16 protein-coding genes and 2 pseudogenes are annotated in these 16,702 nt (G+C 63.6%); 13 read left to right on the top strand and 5 right to left on the bottom strand.

The window, feature by feature from the left end; all coding sequences use genetic code 11:
• Positions 1–342: 342 nt before the first annotated feature.
• Together ACFU4Z_RS33810 and ACFU4Z_RS33805 are read left to right on the top strand one after the other, a co-directional pair.
• A complete protein-coding gene (locus ACFU4Z_RS33810) occupies positions 343–876 on the top strand; it encodes a hypothetical protein (RefSeq protein ID WP_379071624.1) in 534 nt (177 codons plus the stop codon).
• A gap of 31 nt (positions 877–907) precedes the next feature.
• A pseudogene (locus ACFU4Z_RS33805) lies at positions 908–1,147 on the top strand (AI-2E family transporter); the annotation flags it as partial.
• Between the two features lie 156 nt (positions 1,148–1,303).
• Here the strand turns inward: ACFU4Z_RS33805 and ACFU4Z_RS33800 are convergent.
• On the bottom strand, positions 1,304–1,477 hold the full coding sequence (locus ACFU4Z_RS33800) for a CsbD family protein (protein ID WP_379071621.1): 174 nt from the start codon (positions 1,475–1,477) through the stop codon (positions 1,304–1,306).
• A 782-nt stretch (positions 1,478–2,259) separates the two neighbouring features.
• Between ACFU4Z_RS33800 and ACFU4Z_RS33795 the strand changes: the two genes are divergently transcribed.
• Together ACFU4Z_RS33795 and ACFU4Z_RS33790 are read left to right on the top strand one after the other, a co-directional pair.
• Positions 2,260–2,721 (top strand): SRPBCC family protein, encoded by a 462-nt coding sequence (locus ACFU4Z_RS33795; protein ID WP_379071618.1) that lies wholly within the window; start codon positions 2,260–2,262, stop codon positions 2,719–2,721.
• Positions 2,722–2,770: 49 nt separating this feature from the next.
• A complete protein-coding gene (locus ACFU4Z_RS33790; RefSeq protein WP_379071615.1) occupies positions 2,771–3,784 on the top strand; it encodes an iron-containing redox enzyme family protein in 1,014 nt (337 codons plus the stop codon).
• On the opposite strand, the gene ACFU4Z_RS33785 is transcribed toward ACFU4Z_RS33790, so the two are convergent.
• Together ACFU4Z_RS33785 and ACFU4Z_RS33780 are read right to left on the bottom strand one after the other, a co-directional pair.
• A complete protein-coding gene (locus ACFU4Z_RS33785) occupies positions 3,772–4,005 on the bottom strand; it encodes a CDGSH iron-sulfur domain-containing protein (protein ID WP_379071662.1) in 234 nt (77 codons plus the stop codon). The two genes, ACFU4Z_RS33790 and ACFU4Z_RS33785, sit on opposite strands and share 13 nt — an antisense overlap.
• On the bottom strand, positions 4,005–4,253 hold the full coding sequence (locus ACFU4Z_RS33780) for a hypothetical protein (protein WP_379071612.1): 249 nt from the start codon (positions 4,251–4,253) through the stop codon (positions 4,005–4,007). The genes ACFU4Z_RS33785 and ACFU4Z_RS33780 overlap by 1 nt, the downstream gene beginning before the upstream one ends.
• A gap of 257 nt (positions 4,254–4,510) precedes the next feature.
• Between ACFU4Z_RS33780 and ACFU4Z_RS33775 the strand changes: the two genes are divergently transcribed.
• The 3 genes from ACFU4Z_RS33775 to ACFU4Z_RS33765 all read left to right on the top strand — a co-directional run bounded on the left by ACFU4Z_RS33775 (position 4,511) and on the right by ACFU4Z_RS33765 (position 8,307).
• Positions 4,511–5,053, top strand: coding sequence for a TetR/AcrR family transcriptional regulator (locus ACFU4Z_RS33775; RefSeq protein WP_379071610.1), 543 nt, complete (start codon positions 4,511–4,513; stop codon positions 5,051–5,053).
• A 69-nt stretch (positions 5,054–5,122) separates the two neighbouring features.
• Positions 5,123–7,060, top strand: coding sequence for an alpha/beta fold hydrolase (locus tag ACFU4Z_RS33770; protein ID WP_379071607.1), 1,938 nt, complete (start codon positions 5,123–5,125; stop codon positions 7,058–7,060).
• Between the two features lie 11 nt (positions 7,061–7,071).
• On the top strand, positions 7,072–8,307 hold the full coding sequence (locus ACFU4Z_RS33765; RefSeq protein ID WP_379071604.1) for an amidohydrolase: 1,236 nt from the start codon (positions 7,072–7,074) through the stop codon (positions 8,305–8,307).
• Positions 8,308–8,546: 239 nt separating this feature from the next.
• Here the strand turns inward: ACFU4Z_RS33765 and ACFU4Z_RS33760 are convergent, their stop codons facing one another.
• Together ACFU4Z_RS33760 and ACFU4Z_RS33755 are read right to left on the bottom strand one after the other, a co-directional pair.
• Complete coding sequence (locus ACFU4Z_RS33760) at positions 8,547–8,864, bottom strand: Imm21 family immunity protein (RefSeq protein WP_379071602.1); 318 nt, start codon at positions 8,862–8,864, stop codon at positions 8,547–8,549.
• Between the two features lie 734 nt (positions 8,865–9,598).
• Entirely contained in the window at positions 9,599–11,341 is a 1,743-nt protein-coding gene (locus ACFU4Z_RS33755) for a dipeptidase (RefSeq protein WP_379071599.1), read from the bottom strand.
• On the opposite strand from ACFU4Z_RS33755, the gene ACFU4Z_RS33750 reads away from it, so the two are divergent.
• The 6 genes and pseudogenes from ACFU4Z_RS33750 to ACFU4Z_RS33725 form a co-directional block, all read left to right on the top strand.
• Positions 11,329–12,165, top strand: coding sequence for a bifunctional DNA primase/polymerase (locus ACFU4Z_RS33750; RefSeq protein WP_379071597.1), 837 nt, complete (start codon positions 11,329–11,331; stop codon positions 12,163–12,165). The two genes, ACFU4Z_RS33755 and ACFU4Z_RS33750, sit on opposite strands and share 13 nt — an antisense overlap.
• Positions 12,166–12,574: 409 nt before the next feature.
• Positions 12,575–13,036: an SLATT domain-containing protein gene (locus ACFU4Z_RS33745; RefSeq protein ID WP_379071594.1), complete on the top strand. Its 462-nt coding sequence runs from the start codon at positions 12,575–12,577 to the stop codon at positions 13,034–13,036.
• 451 nt (positions 13,037–13,487) lie between these two features.
• Positions 13,488–14,567, top strand: coding sequence for a transposase family protein (locus tag ACFU4Z_RS33740; protein ID WP_379071592.1), 1,080 nt, complete (start codon positions 13,488–13,490; stop codon positions 14,565–14,567).
• Entirely contained in the window at positions 14,564–15,082 is a 519-nt protein-coding gene (locus tag ACFU4Z_RS33735; RefSeq protein ID WP_379071589.1) for a Mu transposase C-terminal domain-containing protein, read from the top strand. Before ACFU4Z_RS33740 ends, ACFU4Z_RS33735 begins: the two co-directional genes overlap by 4 nt.
• Positions 15,076–15,993: a TniB family NTP-binding protein gene (locus tag ACFU4Z_RS33730; RefSeq protein ID WP_379071585.1), complete on the top strand. Its 918-nt coding sequence runs from the start codon at positions 15,076–15,078 to the stop codon at positions 15,991–15,993. The genes ACFU4Z_RS33735 and ACFU4Z_RS33730 overlap by 7 nt, the downstream gene beginning before the upstream one ends.
• A gap of 50 nt (positions 15,994–16,043) precedes the next feature.
• A pseudogene (locus tag ACFU4Z_RS33725) lies at positions 16,044–16,445 on the top strand (TniQ family protein); the annotation flags it as partial.
• Between the last annotated feature and the right edge of the window lie 257 nt (positions 16,446–16,702).

The following is a 16,702-nucleotide window of genomic DNA, read 5'->3' as shown; positions in this document are numbered from 1 at the left end:
AGCACCGCACAGATCCATGTCGGGGTCGACGGGTTCACCCGGGCCGAAGCGGATCGCACCATCAGCGACGGGCTTATTTATGCCACGCACCGGGCCGCGCCCGCCGGTGCTGGGCGGACCTGGTGACGGTCCAGACCACACCAACTGACGCGAGCACGAAACGGTTGTCGAACAGCCGGATGTGGTGGCATCCTGTGGTGGTCAATTTCAACCAAATATCGTCAGCGCCAGGTAGGTCGGTGGAGCGTGCTGGCGTGCTCGTTCGGTTTCGAGCACGGCCCGCCCATCATGTAGGGGCGTAGCTGTACTTCGGGACCGGACTCCGTCTCGAAAGGACAGATCATGCACACCGACCAATTCGGCCTTGCCGGAGACGACTACACGCCCGATCCCGAAAATGACTCGATGGCCATCGTCGACGGCTTCTTCGACCACATCGCCGCGGGCCTGCCCGACCTCCCGGATAGCCTGATCGTCGAGATGCGTACGCGGCTAATGGAATTGGAAGCGGCAAACGCGGACCGCGTCGTTGACGAGCCCGCCCGATACAACCTGCGGATGACACTCGCGCTGGTGGTCGCGTATCGCGCGCTGCGGCCTCGCCTCGACCGTGACGAGGCGATAGCCCTGCTGCGCGCCGCCTTCGTGGAACCACTCGGTGACATCGTTCGAGAAAGCACCCTGGCGATGCTCGACCCAGTCGTGCTGTCGGTGCGGGTCACGAGGCACGTCTTCTTCACATTGACCGGGAGCAAAAGTCCAGCGCGCTCGAGCGACTTGCTGGCAACACAAGATCGGCAACGCCGACACGCCCATTCGCGGGAGTTGCGCGGTTCGTCGCCGATGATTTTCTTCCGACCGCACGCCGAAAACTAGCGCCGCGTACTCATGTTTCGGCGGCCGGGTGGTGGTCTTCCTCATTATTCTGCGGTTGTTCGAGGACTACGTACTCGTGCCCAGAATCATCGGTAGAACGGCGCGGGGTGCCTCCGATCGTGACGGTGGTGTCGGTTCTGCTTGGTGGCGCGTGCTCGGGATTGTCGGTGCGCTGCTCGCCATCCCGGTCGCTGTCGCGGTGCTGCTGATCGTCGATGAAACGGTGTTGCCATCTCTGGACGAGCCTAGCTATTCGGAATCGGCTCAATGAGGGCGCAGCGGGTGCAGAACCAACGCGACTGCGGTCGATGCGGCCTCGATCAAACCTCGCTCGATGAAATACGGTGGCAGACAGCGGGAATCGGCGCGCGACGAGCGGATGACCTCGTAGGTCACCCGCTCGCGTTCGACGCTGGCGAGCGTCGAGTCAGTTGCGGAAGGCGTCCTTGACCTTCTCGCCCGCATCCTTCAAGTCGGACTTGGCCTGATCGGCTTTGCCCTCGTTCTGCTTGCCCTTGTCGTCGGTGGCCTCGCCGAATTTTTCCTTGGCCTTACCGGCGAGTTTCTCGGCTTTGTTCTTCGCCTTGTCTACACCGCTCATGGTGCGAGCCCCTTTCTTCGAAGGTGCCCGGCCTGCGTTTTCCAGCCGGTCTTGTTGCGGATAGCCCGGATTTGCGCCACCAAACAGGTGCCGGAGCGGCGACCCAATGATTCTGCGTACCGCTGGCACTCGAGAAAGCAGGTATCACCTGGAGTAGAGGGAGTAATCATCGATAGCCCAAAAACTCAGAATGTCGGCACAGCCCCTGATATTGATCTCGAGGTTTCTCCGGCTGTCGGGGGCTCGGGAACACGAGCACCTGATGCAATCGCAACCACTCGGGGCGGCATCTGAAGGTGTCGGATTTGTATGCCCTGCCCCGCCCGTCAGATGGCGGCCTTGTACGCCGATCGAGTGGCAGGCGTCAAGCCATCGGGACGTGGTTGCCCGACTCACGGTCGTTCGGACCGATGACGAGTCGAGCGATCAGGTATTCGCCGTCGTCGAACGCGATGTCATCGCGGCCCAGGTTCGCGATGCTGGTCCTGGCTCTGCGTACCCGCTGTGATGGCCACCTTCGACACCCTCGTCGATGGCTTCGGTTTCCGAGGCCTGCGATGCGAGTTGCTCGTCACACGACATCGGTCACGTTTCCTCGACCGACCAGTGTCGACCGGAGTGATCACGCCGGATCTTCGCGTGAAGACATATCCCGAGGCAGCGTTTGCTTCAGATCGGCCCGGGTATGCGGCGCTAGACCCGAGTCGCTTCACACGAGCGGCTGTCGACCGATTGATTGCCCATCCTGGAAGGCTGCGGACGGGCAACGAAAGGAAGCGCAGATGAGCACTCTGGCCGCCACCGTCGATGTCGAGGTTCCGGTACGCACCGCCTATAACCAGTGGACACAGTTCGAGACATTTCCACAGTTCATGGTGGGTGTGGAGGCGGTAGACCAACTCGACGACAGGCACACCCGCTGGCGCATCCAGGTCGGCCCCTCGGCCCGGGAATTCGACGCGACCATCACCGAGCAGCATCCCGACGAACGCGTCGCGTGGAAGTCCGACAGCGGTCCCAACCACGCGGGCGTGATCACCTTCCACCGTCTGGACGACACTCACACCAGGATCACCGCGCAAATGGAGGTCGATCCGGAGGGATTCGTGGAGAACGCCGCCGACAAGCTCGGCGTGCTGAAACACCGTGTCAACGGCGATATGCAGCGCTTCAAGCATTTCATCGAAGCGCAGCACCACGAAACAGGCGCATGGCGTGGTGACATTCCGCGCCCGGATGCCTGATCGCATCCCAGGTCGGTGATAGCCGGGCGACAGCGGGTATTCGCTGCCAATGAACCTTCCTAGGATCGGCGCAGCGGCATCCGCTGTTCCCGTACCTCGCGGCACATTGTCGGAGGCGGTCGCCACCGCGTTGCGCGGCGACCGTGGGCGGGTCGTCGCATTCCCGGAGCCCGAAGGCGACGATCCCTACGGCATCGACCTGCAGCTGGCCCTGCACACCTGTTATGAGCTGCACTACCGAGGGTTCGACGGCGTCGATCCGGAGTGGGAATGGCAAACCGACCTGCTGCGATTCCGCAGCCACCTGGAGCAGCAGTTCCTCGACGCCATGCGTAGCGACGTGGCAGGTGGCAGAGCCCTGCACCGCGAACTCGATGCACTGCTCGTCGAGCCGGCCGACGGCTCCGGCATCAGCCGACATCTACTCGAGGACGGCGAATGGTGGCACATGCGCGAGTATTTCGTGCATCGGTCCATTTACCACCACAAAGAAGCCGACCCGCACGCGTGGGTCATTCCACGACTGAACGGACCGGCGAAAGCGGCCCTGGTCGCGGTCGAGTACGACGAGTACGGCGGCGGACACGCCGACCGGATGCACTCACAGCTGTATGTCGACCTACTCGAAGGGGCCGGCCTGAATTCCAGCTACCTGCATTACGTGGATGCGGTACCGGCCGCGATGCTCGCGGTGGTGAACATGATGTCGCTGTTCGGTCTGCATCGGGCATTGCGCGGGGCCCTGGTCGGGCATTTCGCGGCGACCGAAATCACCACCTCACCCAGCGCGCGCCGCATCGCCGACGCGCTCGAGCGGCTGCAGGCGCACCCGGATTGTGTGCGCTTCTTCACCGAACATGTGGAGGCGGACGCGGTTCACGAGCAGGTGCTGCGGCGTGAGGTGATCGGCGATCTACTCTCCCGCGAACCGACATTGACCGCATCGGTTGTCTTCGGCATCCAAGCCACCGGTCTCTTGGAGGAGCGATTCACCGAGGAAGTGCTCGGCGCCTGGCGCGCCGGGCGCAGCTCCTTGTCCGAGGCCGCGATTCAGTCCTTCTGAGGTTTGCTTCGCCGGCGCCTGCGATGGCTGGCGTCGCAGAGCGGAAAGTTCTTCGAGCGGCGACAGGTGCACATCGCGACGAGGAACCTGTCGGAGTACACCGAAGTTCCGTCGCCGGTCACCAACTCGACAGGTCCCTCTATCAGGGCCGGGCCGTTACGCGTCAGTGTTATCTTGCGGCACTCGGCAGATCCTTCGGAGGCCGCCGAAGTCGAGTTCATCATCGCGCCGCCATGTTCTTCCCGGGGCCCTTGATCTTGTGAGCCATGTGCTCAGTGTTGAGAACGTCGGAAGCCAGTCGGAAGTCCCATGCCAGATCCGTCAACAGCGCCGCGGCCCGCCGCCCGCCACCGATCGGCTCGATTTCGGCAGACGGCACCGGGCCATGCCGAACGACCGTCACCTGCACGATTTTGCGGTGGCCGGGTCCCTCGGTCCGGACCAGACGCACTCCGTTGGCGATCACCATAGCTTTCCGCCTTTCTCCTCACCTCCGCATTCCCGGCCGCTGCCGAAACAAACAGGCAGTTCGTCGAATCCCGCCGATGTCGGTGATGTAGCGCTGATCCGTGCCGAGCCTGTAACTCGGCGCGGTCGAGGGGATCAGCCACAAGATGCTCACCCAGAACCTGCGGATGCTCGCCATCACTGCCATGATTGACAGTAATATGCAGACCGGTCTATCTTCTGACCGTGAGAGTAAACCGCGTTGGGACACGTGAGCGGATGATTGAAGCGGCTCGGGCGCTTGTCGAGGCGAACGGCTACCACGGCACCGGACTCACACAGGTGCTCACGATGGCCGAAGCTCCTCGGGGTTCGCTTTATCACCACTTTCCTGGCGGCAAGGATGAACTGGTGAGCGAGGCGCTTACGGCGGCGGGCGGGGAGGTCGATGGCATCGTCCGGGAGGTAGCCGTATCTGCGCCTACCCCCCAGGCGCTCGTGCTGGCCGTACTGGAAAGACTGGCGGACAGAATGGTGGCAGCCGATTACGGCAAAGGTTGCCCAGTGGCCACGGTGGCGCTAGAGGTCGCCGCGAACAATGACGACCTGCAGTCTGTCTGTGGCGGTATCTACTCGGGCTGGCAGCGTACGCTGGCCGATGCTCTCGTCGTCGATGGCCATGACCTGGCCGAAGCGAACGAGCTCGCGACGACGGCGCTTGCCCTGATCGAGGGTGCGCTCTTACTGGCCCGTGCCAGCCGCAGTCGAACCCCCATCGAGCAGGTTGGCCGACGTATCGCGAGGCTGCTCGCCGCGGACTAACCAGCGCACGGGATTCCGAGCGCGTCTTTTTGCGCAAATTATGTAGACCAGTCTAGAGAGGGTTATGACATGGAAGAAACATCGACTAGTACTGCAGACGCAGTCGTATTCGGTGCTACCGGGTTTATTGGCAAATGGACGGTGTTGCATCTGCTGGATCAGGGGCGCGTAGTCGCCGCCGTTATTCGCGATCCTGCTCGGAGGCGCAAGAATGCCGCGGGCGAGCTCATCGCTAGCCGGGAAGACGAGTTGCGCGCGTGGCTGCGCGACCATGGCGAGGCTGGTGAACGGCTCGTGGTCGTGCCCGGCGATTTCACAAATGGTTCAGATCTTGGATTGAGCTCGACAGACGACGACCGCCTCGCGGGCGTGCGAGATGTTTTCAACGTCGCTGGAATCTACCGGTTCGGTTTGCAACGCGAGGAGGCTACAGCCGTCAATGTCGACGGTGCCCTTAACGCGTTGTACTGGGCAGCGACTCGTCCTGGTCTACGTCGGCTGATCCACGTGTCGGGATATCGAGTCGGGATGGACCCGCGGCCGCGGTATCCGCTCCCTGAAGAGGAATCAGCGAAGCTCTACCGGAGCATGGGAGCCTATGAGGGTTCCAAGACCGAAGCGGACGCCGCCATGCGAGTCGTCGCGGCGCAATTGGGTGTGCCACTGACCGTGGTCAATCCCAGTAGCGTGATCGGCCACTCGGAGACCGGAGAAGTCGGTCAATACCTGGGGCTGGCTGACCTGGTCCGCGATCTGTGGTTGGGAAAGCTTCCTGCGTTGCCGGGAACCGCCGATACATTCGTGCCGGTCGTCGCCGTGGATCATTTCGCGAAGTTCATGGCCGCGATTCCGAATTGCGATCCGAAGCCGGGCGGCCTGCACTGGGTGCTTGATGTGGCCACACCCAACCTGCCAGATTTGGTCCAGTTGCTTGCCGGCCATCTGGGCGTGCGTGCGCCGAAGACCCTTGTGCCGGTGGGGTTGATCCGCCGTCTGCCGACCGCGCTGACCGGAGCCGATCCTGAGTCCCTGACGTTCCTGGTCGAGGATCGTTACGACACGGCCTCGGCTGACAAGGTCGCTCAGGTCGCTGGGCTTCAGCAGCCTGCAGCCGAGACAGTGCTGCGCCACTGGGCCGATCGGTTGGTAGCGGACGCGTTCGGGGCTGCGCCAGCAGAGTTTCCCGGAGGCTTCCATGGAGTCAGCGGATCCCGGACCTATGTCGCCGGAGACAGAACCTCGCCCGATTTCGTCCTCCTGCACGGAATTCCCGTTGACAGTGAGTCGTGGCAGGGGGTTCTGAACGAACTGGATGATGAGCCCGCCCTGGTAGCCGACCTGCCCGGGCTCGGCCGTTCGGCCCCTACGGTCGCCAGCCCGCTGGAATGGTTAACCGATCTGTTGGCGCCCGTTCGAACCCGTCCCATCATCGTCGCCCACTCCGCGGCCGCCGCACCAGCGCTACGCTACGCCGCCGCTCACCCCGATCGCGTCACGGCTGTGCTCCTCATTTCTCCCTATTTCCTCCAAGCAGTGCCCCATTGGCTTCTTCGCACGCCGGCGCTCTCGGCCCCGCTCCTGAAACGGATGTCGACCGACCGTCTGGCTAGCACGCTGCTCGGCGACGGCGTTGCCGTTTCCTCGGATGATGTTCGTCGGGCGGTCGACAGCGCCGTCACGCAACTACAGCGACCGGGTGTCGCCCGCCGTACTGCCAACTGGCTGGCGGCCGCGCACAAACCCGCCGAGCGCGCTGCTCTGCAAGCGCTGCTGGGTGAAGCCGAGCCGTTCCCCGTCCCAGTTCACATCATTGCCGGAGAACGGGATCCGCTGATCGGTGATCCAGGCACGGCCACTGTTACGACGGTCGCCGGCACCGGGCATTACCCGCAGCTTACGCACCCTTCGGAAATAGTCGCGACGATGCGAAGCATTGCCGACGGCTGGATCCGCAAAGCCGATGGCGGGGCATCTGGTTCGCCCACGTCCATCTCCGTCGAACCGTAGGGCTGATCGGCATGGCAACAGTTGTAGCGGAAGAACACTGGCAGCAGGTCTACCGGCACTTGCATGCGCATCCCGAGTTGTCGGGGAGTGAACACGCCACCGCGGACTTGGTGGCCCAGGAATTGCGGTCACTGCCAGGCTGGGACGTGACCGTCGGTGTCGGCGGCACCGGAGTGGTGGGTGTTCTCCGGGGAGCACCCGGACCAGTGATCTGGCTGCGCGCCGACATGGATGCGCTGCCGGTGCAAGAGGAGACCGATCTCGAATACGCTTCGACTGTGCCCGGGGTCATGCATGCGTGTGGCCACGACTTCCATGTCGCCGCGCTGCTGAGTGCCTGCGCCGCGCTGGCAGCCGACAACGGTGTGCCCGGCACAGTCGTCGCGATCTTCCAGCCGGCCGAGGAAACCGGTTCCGGCGCCAAGGCGATGCTCGATGACGGTCTACTGGAAAAGGTTCCGTCGCCCTCTATCTGCCTCGGGCAGCATGTGAGCCCATTGCCTGCAGGGCTGATTTTCACTCGGGGCGGTCCGTTGATGGCCGCCGCGGATTCGGTGCGCGTGTCACTGACCGGCGAGGGTGGGCATGCCTCGACTCCGCACATGGCAGTCGATTCGCTCGCGATGGCGGCCTCGCTCGTGCTTCGGTTACAGGCGTTGACCGCCCGACAGGCTTCCCTGCCGACAGCGCCGGTTCTCACGGCCGCGGCACTCCATGCTGGAAAACGCGCCAACATCATCGCCGAAAGCGCCGAATTACTGCTGAGCTTGCGGACGTTCACTCCCGGGTCGCGTCGGGAGATGTTGGAAGCGATCGATCGGATTGCGGCGGCGGAAGCCACAGCGGCTGGTGCCCGGTCTGCACCGACGGTGGAGATTTTCGACAGCTTCCCATTGACCGTCAACACCCCTGCCGACACCGAGCGCGTCATGGCTGAGCTCACCGCCTGTGGTCTGACGGTGTTCCCGATGCCCAGACCTATCACCGGCAGCGAAGATTTCGGTGTTCTCGGTTCGGCGGCGGGCTGCCCGTCGGTGTTTTGGCATATCGGTGGCGTCGACCCCAGCCGATTCACATCGGAAGACCAGGAACTGCTGCTCGGTGAGGGAAGGCTGCCGTCGCGAATGCCCGCCAACCACTCGCCACGCTTCGCCCCTGACCCCGGGAAGTCATTGCCTCCGGCGGTTGCGGCCCTCATGGCTGCGGCACGGGCTGAACTCGAGTGCACGAAGCAGCGCGAGTTGTGATGGCCTGATGGGCATCCGCAGACTGACGGATGCGAAAGCACGCAACGACCACCCGACGATATCGCCGAACACGACGATGCCGTCCAAGCAACTCGTGGACAGTGGCCGAGATCGCGACATTCCAAAGAAGCCGTCGCGACCTTCCACTGCCCACTGATCTGGCGGCAGCGCTCACTGTTCGGGTGATCTGAAGTGCTCTCCGCCGTTGGCACGTTCTTGGCACACTGGATCGGTGAGTTTCAGGCGGCCTCCGTCGGGGTGGCGTCGTTGAGGTGCTGGCCGGCGGTTGGCCGGAGCTGCACGAGGATTATCCAGTTGTCCGGGTCCTCGATGTAGGTTGCTCGAACTCGGTAGCTCCGTGGGTCCAGGGCGATGCGGAGCTGGTTGCCCAGTTCGATCCCAGCTCCCGGCCAGGCCGAGTCGAAAAGCATGACGGGCTCTCGTATTTCCCAGACGAGGTCTTCGTCTTGATCCCATGTGATGTGTTCTTGTAATGCTTGCCGCGCTGCGGCGACGAGTTCGTCTTCGGAGTCGGCCGCTGCCCATCTCAGCAACATCCGTCGATCGCCGCACGAAGGAAGGGCTGTCCCGCAAAGAGACTGTGCGGCGCCTCAAGAGATTCATCGCGCGAGCGGTCTACCGCACGCTCACCGCATTAAACACGCAGCCCGAGAACGTCGTTCCAGCCGCTTGACATCTATAGGAGCATCATTTGGCGGGAAGCCACAACCCGGCCATAGCAGGAACACATTCGCGACGAATCCGACGCCGGGCGCGGTTGGGCAAATCCTAGTCACCCTGTCGATCACTGAGAGCGGTTTCAGCGTTGAGCCATATCGGCAGGGATCGCCGCCGTCGAAGACTGTCACCTCGGGGTGCTTCTCGTCGAGGACCCTGAGATGACACCCCAAAAGCAGGCCCAGATCGCGATCGCCGGCGGCAAACATCGCGAGCCACAGCGCTCTTCGAGGGCAGACATCAGAAGAATGTGGGTTCCACCTGTTTTATCAGAGCGGACATCTCCGAGGACTGCTGGTTGTTGAGCAGCGGCCGAGCTCGACGAACTCGCCGCGATGCGCACCGCCTATGCCGCCCCGCCCCTCGCTACTCTTGAGGACACCGCACACCGCCGCACCACGGCGTGGCTGGTGCAGTCCCCGCGACAGTGCGCGCAGGCTCGCACGGCGTTAAGCGCCTGACGAACACCCAGCCGCGCCAGAGACCACTGGGTGTCCCGAACCACTGCCAGCCAGTGAAGCGGACCTGCCGTCACAACGGATCCGAACAGCACTCAGAGCTTCGGCAGCTGGCCGATGCGCCCCATCATCTCGGTGACGATCTGCAGGTCCAGCAAGAATTGGTCGACCGTCTTGAACTCATTGTCAGTGTGCCCGGTGTACTTCAGTTCAGGACGGGCCAGGCCGAATTGCACGCCATTGGGCAGCTCATGGACTGATGTGGCACCCGCCGAGGTGCCAAACTTGTGTTCCATTCCCAGGTTTTCAGTGGCGACTGCCAGCAGCGCCTTGACCCATTCACCTTCGGGATTGCGATACATCGGCTCACCGATGGAGTAGTCAAAGGTAGGCGCAATGTGTACCTTTGCGCTCCAGGCGGACAGTTTGCTGGCGATTTCCATCTTGAGCAATTCCGGCGACTTGCCCTTCGGCACCCGTAGGTTAACCGCGAGTTTGAATGCCTTGTCATCCATGCCGACATAAGTCGGCGAAGCGGTCAGCGGCCCCATGAAGTCATCCGAGAAGCCGACGCCCAATTTGCCACCTAGATAATCCAGGCCCCAGTTGTCGGCGGCATAACGGGCGGCCTCAGTGATGTGGTTATGTTTTAATGAGATTTTCCCGTCGAGGTTGTTGACAAAGTCCAACATCCGCGCCACTGGATTCACACCTGATTCAGGTTCGGAGGAGTGAGCGGACACACCGGTGACCGTCAGCGTCACGTCCTTACCAACTACCATGGCGCTCACCGCGAAGTTGCCACCATTGGTCTTGACATATTCAGCACCAGCCTCCTGCAGGCTGGAAGCCAATTCATTGGGATTGTCACTCAATATAGTGGCAACCGACGTCGATGGAATCTGATTGGTGGCCATGCCGCCGGTCATCGAAACAATTTCCGCGCCTTCGCCTTCCCCCGCATGTTTGGCAAAACTGGCCATCACGGTGCCATAACCTTTTTCGGCAATCACCACCGGATAACTGCCATCTAGCGCCAGGTTGTACTGCGGTACCGGGTTGTGTTGGAAGTAATATGGGATGGCATCGCCAGAGGTTTCTTCGGTGGTATCCACCAGCAACTTGAAATTGCGCGCCAACGGCAACTTCTCTTCCTTGATCACTTTCATCGCGTACAGCGCAACCACGATGCCGTTCTTGTCATCCTCAGTACCACGGCCGTACATACGGCCGTCGATCAGCGTGACCTTGAACGGATCGAGCTTGGTGCCGTCTTTCAGCGTCCAATTCTCCGGCGTCACCGGCACCACGTCGGCGTGGGCGTGAATGCCAACGACTTCGTCGCCGCTGCCTTCCAGGGAGATTTCATAGACGCGATTGTCGATGTTGCGGAAGTTCAGGTTGAATTCTTGGGCCAGATTCCTGATCTTCTCGGCAATCTTCACGAATTCCGGATTGTCATGCTGCGCCACGCCTTCAACAGCGAAGGTTGGGATTTCCACCAGCTCGCGTAGGGTTTCAGTGCCCATCTTGCCGTATTTCACCCGCGCATAGATGCCCAGCAGGCGATGGATCTCGTTTTGCCGCTCAGCAGACAATTCCTTGTTGGCGAGAAAGTCGCTGATGGCCGGAACGAGATCGTCGCCCTTTGCCAGGTCGCCCTTAATCAGATCGCCGAGGAACTGGCGGAAATCGGTGACGGCGGTGTTACTGAAAATCTTGAGAATCGCCGTGCTCTGTTGCGGGGTGATATTGGTGGATGCTGGCGCGGTAGTGCACGACGAAAGGCTGGCTACGACCACGGTAGCGACGGCTAGTTGCTTCAGTGAAACACCCATTGTGGGCACCCCCTTACAGACGATGGGGGGGACAGTACCTGATCGGAAGGTCGGTAACAATAACGATCAAGCACTGGGAAGACGACGCAACCCGCGACCTGGATCGGATCCAGCGGTGGTGGCGTCGGTGGCTCGCCGACAACATCGCGGTGGCCTGCGGGCCGTCAGGCCTGCATGTGCTCGACCTCGACACCAGTCACGGCCAACCATCTCCGCCGCCGTGGGGCCGCGCCCGTGATGGCCGCGACGTGCTGGCCCAGCTCGCCGCCGAGGTCGGTCAGCCGATCCCGGTCCCCACCTATGCCGTCTCGACGCCATCCGGGGGTATGCACCTCTATTACCGCGCACCGCGAAAACCACCGCTGCGCAACACCATCGCACGGCTAGGCTGGCGCATCGACAGCCGCGGCAGCGGCGGGTACGTCGTCGCCGCGCAGTCCGAACTACCCGACGGCATCTACCGCGTAGCCGACGAGCATGCACCGATCCTGCTGCCCCGCTGGCTGACACGGATGCTGGCTCCGACGCCGTCACCACTGATCCCGCGCCGGTTCACCCCGATCAGTCATCCAGATGCCTACACCGCGGCGGCGTTGTCGAATCAAAGCGCTCGGGTCCGCGCCGCGCGGACCGGCACCCGGCACCGCGCGGTGCTGTTGGCCGCCAACAGCCTCGGCCGTCTCGTCGGTGCCGGGCTCCTCGATCACGACCACGCGTACGGGGTACTACTCAGTGCCGCAGAGATCCATGTCGGGGTCGACGGGTTCACCCAGGCCGAAGCGGATCGCACCATCAGCGACGGGCTTACATACCGGCGACATTGATTGGGTTACGGCCCAACAGATCCAGAGCCCGACACCGGTCCGTATCGGTCACCTCGACACCGACGACGCCGATCGCTACAGCAGTTACGGACTCGACGAGGTGCTGCGCATACTGCCCGACCACATGGACCTCACCGGCCCACGCCAGCCATAACCCGCCCGGCGCGTCGTGGCCACCCGCTCCCCAAATGCAACTGTGCCGCAATTCGGCACGCTGGAGATCAGCGACGCATTCGCGGGACCCGGCAAGTGACGCTGCAAAACAGATCGCTCGGGCAAAGCTGCCGAACGCTTGATATGCGGCACGTGCGGATGTCGGAGCGGCCTCGCCGAGACGGGCCCGAACCACGGGCAACCGCGTGTCCGAATGCGGCAAGCTTGGTCAGGCACTGCCCGCTATTGTCAACGCGTGAGCGACTTGCCTTCTGGCTTAACACCTTTAGAACTTGCTACCTATGTCCGCGCTCAGATCGACGCTGGTCACGCATACGCTCGGCGCCGCAAGCACGGATTCCGGTGGCGAGCCGTTATGCTGCGCGTAGCCTTGGTTACCTTCTCTGCCGCGTCGACAATCATCCTCGGGCTGCAAAACCTCGATCCGTGGACCGGCACCGCGTTCTCACTGGTGGCCGTTGTCACGGCTTTCAGCGCCCTTGAGCCATTCTTTGCATGGCGACCCCTGTGGGTTGCCATGGAGGAAGCTTCGTATCGATTCAATCGTCTCAGGGATGAGTTAGCGTTCTACGTCGCCACAACCGCCTCCGACCAACTTGATCTCCAGCGAGTCCGCGAGACCTTCGATGAGTACCAGCGAATCTGGGAGAAGTTGGGTACCAGCTGGATCAGACTCCGCGACCACTCCGACCGCTGAGACTCATCGGTCTCGCCGTTCCGGCAGAGCGCTCATCGGCTACTACCGCGCGTCGTGTCATCGTTCGATCGATGGCGGCACGGAACGTTCTCACATCGGTGCGGGTTCAGGCGGTCATCGCAACGCTTGCGATGACCGCCTGAACCCGCAGGCGTGTGCGGACGTTGGTTGGGCGGGATGCCCGTCGCAGCGCTCTGGCAGGACTGGTCGGGCGATTCCGGCCTCCCTGGGGAGGTGTTCAATAACCGTTCGGTTCTTGAACACTCGCCCCCGACGCCGGAATTGTGAATGTTCGAAGTCGTGTGCACGGGTGACCTGTAGATTTCGGCGCGCGTGCAGGGGTCTTCGAACGTCGGCGTGTCTCGAACTCGTCTGCACTACCGTGCTTTTGGCTCGTAGTCGTGTGCACGCCGGGAGTTCGTGATGGCCGAGGATTCGGTGGTAGCTGAGCGTGGTGTGGGCAGAAGTGATCGGCCCGCTCGCGGCCTTGGATCGGGTCGGTTGGTTGGCCGCCGACCGGGTGGCCGAGGAGCTGGGGATTTCCCGGCGGCAGGTGTATTTGCTGGTCAAGCGGTGGCGGGCCGGTGAAGGCCTGGTCTCGGATTTGTTGCCCGGCGTCTCGGCCGGTGGGCGGGGTGGTGAGCGGCTGTCGAGCGAGGTGGAGGTGGTGGTCCGCAGAGTGCTGCGGACCCGGTATCTGGCGCGGCAGCGTCGTTCGGTGGCGGTGATCTGCCGCGAAATCGCCCACGAATGCCGGGCGAAGGGTTTACGGCCGCCGTCGCGGTCGGCGGTGCAGCGCCGGATCGCCCGCCTGGACCAGGTTAAATCGACGGCCGCGCGGGAAGGCCGGGACGCGGCTCGTGCGCGGCGCTCGGCTGGCGGCACGACGCCGCCGGTGGCGGGTCTGTTGGAGCGGGTGCAGATCGATCACACTCCAGCGGATGTGATCGTGGTCGATGAGCGTCACCGCCTGCCGATCGGCCGCCCGTATGTGACCGCGGCGATCGATGAGGTGACGAAATGCGTTCCGGGACTGGTGATCACCTTGGAGGTACCGTCGGCGACCTCGGTCGGGTTGTGCCTGGCGCACATGGTGATCGACAAGCGCCCGTGGCTGGAGCGGCTCGGTGTGGAGGCAGTGTGGCCGATGAGCGGCAAACCTCTCGAGCTGTATGTGGACAACGCGGCGGAGTTCAAGAGCGAGGCCCTGCGGCGCGGCTGCGAACAGCACGGCATCCGGGTCGGGTACCGGCCGCCGGGTGCTCCGCATTATGGCGGCGTCGTGGAGCGCCTGGTCGGGACGATGATGCGGTTGCTGCACGAATTGCCAGGCACGACGTTCTCCAATCCGCGCGAACGCGGCGACTACGACAGTGACGCGAAAGCTGTTCTTACCCTGGCCGAATTGCAGCAATGGATGGCCTTAGCGGCGGCCTGTTACCACGCGAACCGCATGACGGGCTGGACGGGCGCACCCCTGCGGGGATGTGGGCGGACAAGGCCGCCGAGCAGGGATCCCCGCGGACGGTGACCGATGAGACCGCGTTCCTGGTCGATTTCCTGCCGGTGATCCGGAGATCGTTGACCCGCACCGGGTTCCAGGTCGATCACGTGCAGTACTACGGTGACGCGCTCAAACCGTTCATCGGTCGGCGTGAGCAGCTGGAACGGTTCGTGTTGCGCCGCGACCCGCGAGACATTTCCCGGATCTGGGTCCTGGACCCCGATTCCGGGGAGTACATGCAGGTGCCGTACCGGACGTGGTCACGGCCGGCGATCAGTGTGTGGGAGCAGACCGCGGCGGTGGCCCGGTTGCGGGAGCAGGGCCGCTGCGAGGTCGACGAGGACGCGTTGTTCGCGATGGTGGAGCAGATGCGCCACATCACCGACACCGCAACCAAGTCCAGCCGCAAGGCCCGCCGCGACGGCCAGCGCCGCCGCAACAACACCCCACCTCGGCCGAGCCCGTATCCGGTGGTGCCGCTCCCGCCCGCCGACACAGTGTCCAGGTCGGTGAAACCGTTCGAGGTGACCGAGCAATGGTGAGTGTCGGTGACCCGGTGGACTTGTCGCACCTGCATTCCTCGGCGCAGCGGATCGCGCTGCTGCCCGCCGAGGAACGGGTCCGGTACGTGCGCGCGGACCGTTGGATCGGCTATACCCGCGCCGGTGATGCGCTGACCAGGCTCGAGACGCTGTTGGCTACACCCGGCAAGCAAAGGATGCCGAACCTGTTGCTCATCGGGCCGACCAACAACGGCAAGTCGATTATCATCGAGAAGTTTCGCCGCACCCATCCGCCGGTGTCGCATCCGGATCGGGAGGAGATTGCGGTGCTCACGGTGCAGATGCCGTCCGACCCGGCGGTGGTCCGCTTCTACACCGCGGTGCTGGCGGCACTGGGTGCGCCGCTGCGGGCGCGAGCGCCACGGCTGGCCGAACTCGAGCAGCTGGTGCTGCGTCTGTTGCGCGCGACCGGCGTGCGCATGCTGGTGATCGACGAGCTGCACAATGTCCTGGGCGGCCGCGAGAGCGGTGCGCGGCGGGAATTTCTGAACCTGCTGCGGTTCCTGGGCAACGAGCTGCGCATCCCGCTGGTCGGAGTCGGCACCCGGGATGCGTATCTGGCGATCCGCTCGGATCCGCAGCTGGAGAACCGGTTCGCGCCGTTCACCCTGCCCCGCTGGGAACCCGATGCGGAGACGTGCGCACTGCTGGCGAGTTTCGCCGCGTCGTTCCCGCTGCGCCGGCCCTCGCCGATCGCGACCGAGGACATGGCCGCCTACCTGCTCACCCGCAGCGAAGGCACCATCGGCGAGCTGACCACCCTGCTGACCGACACCGCGATAGCGGCCATCGAATCCGGCGAAGAATCCATCAACCAGCGCACCCTGCTGCTGGCCTCCTACGAGGGACCGACCGAACGGCGCCGGATGTTCGAACGCGAACTCGCGTGAGAGCACCCGCGCGGTGGCCGCTGCACCCGCCGCCGGGACCGTCGGAGGCTATGTCGTCGTGGCTGGAACGGCTGGCTCACCTGTACCGGGTGAAGGTCGCCGATCTGCTGGGCTCGGCCGCCGGAGTACACGTCAGCATCCCGGACCCGGTCGACGACGGCGTGGCGCCGCAGATCCTGACCGCGCTGGCCGAACGGACCGGACTCGAGGTCGGGCGACTACGACTGATGACCCTGCCCGGCTGGGCACCGTGGCTGTTCGACACCTACCCGATCCCCGCGCACGACACCGACGCGGTGTTCGGCAACTACGTTCGCGGCGATACGGTGCTGTGGCAACCCAGCACATCCAAGCTGCGCCCCACGCTCGCGCGTCACGTGTGGCGCGGCCCATGGCTGCCCACCAAGCCGCTGCACCGGGTCTGCCCGGTATGCGTCGCCGACACCGGGCAGCGGGGGCTGCTGTGGGACCTGCCGCTCATGGTCGGCTGTATCGAGCACCGGTGTCGACTGCAATTCTTTGCCGACACCTTCGCGCTCGAGGTCAAAGGCCAAGAACCCGAACCGATTCCGATCCCCGATCCCCTGGCGGTGCTGGATGACTACACCCGCCAGGCACTGACCTCCGGCACGGTGGACCTGCCGGGCCGAACCGTACACGCGGGAGTCTGGTTCCGGCTGCTGCGCAGCATGCTCGACGAACTCAGCCT

The sequence above is a fragment of the Nocardia sp. NPDC057440 genome (assembly GCF_042802915.1).
Taxonomy (GTDB): Bacteria; Actinomycetota; Actinomycetes; order Mycobacteriales; family Mycobacteriaceae; genus Nocardia.
Note: the sequence above shows the minus strand (reverse complement) of the source record. Positions and strands in the feature narration are given on the sequence as shown.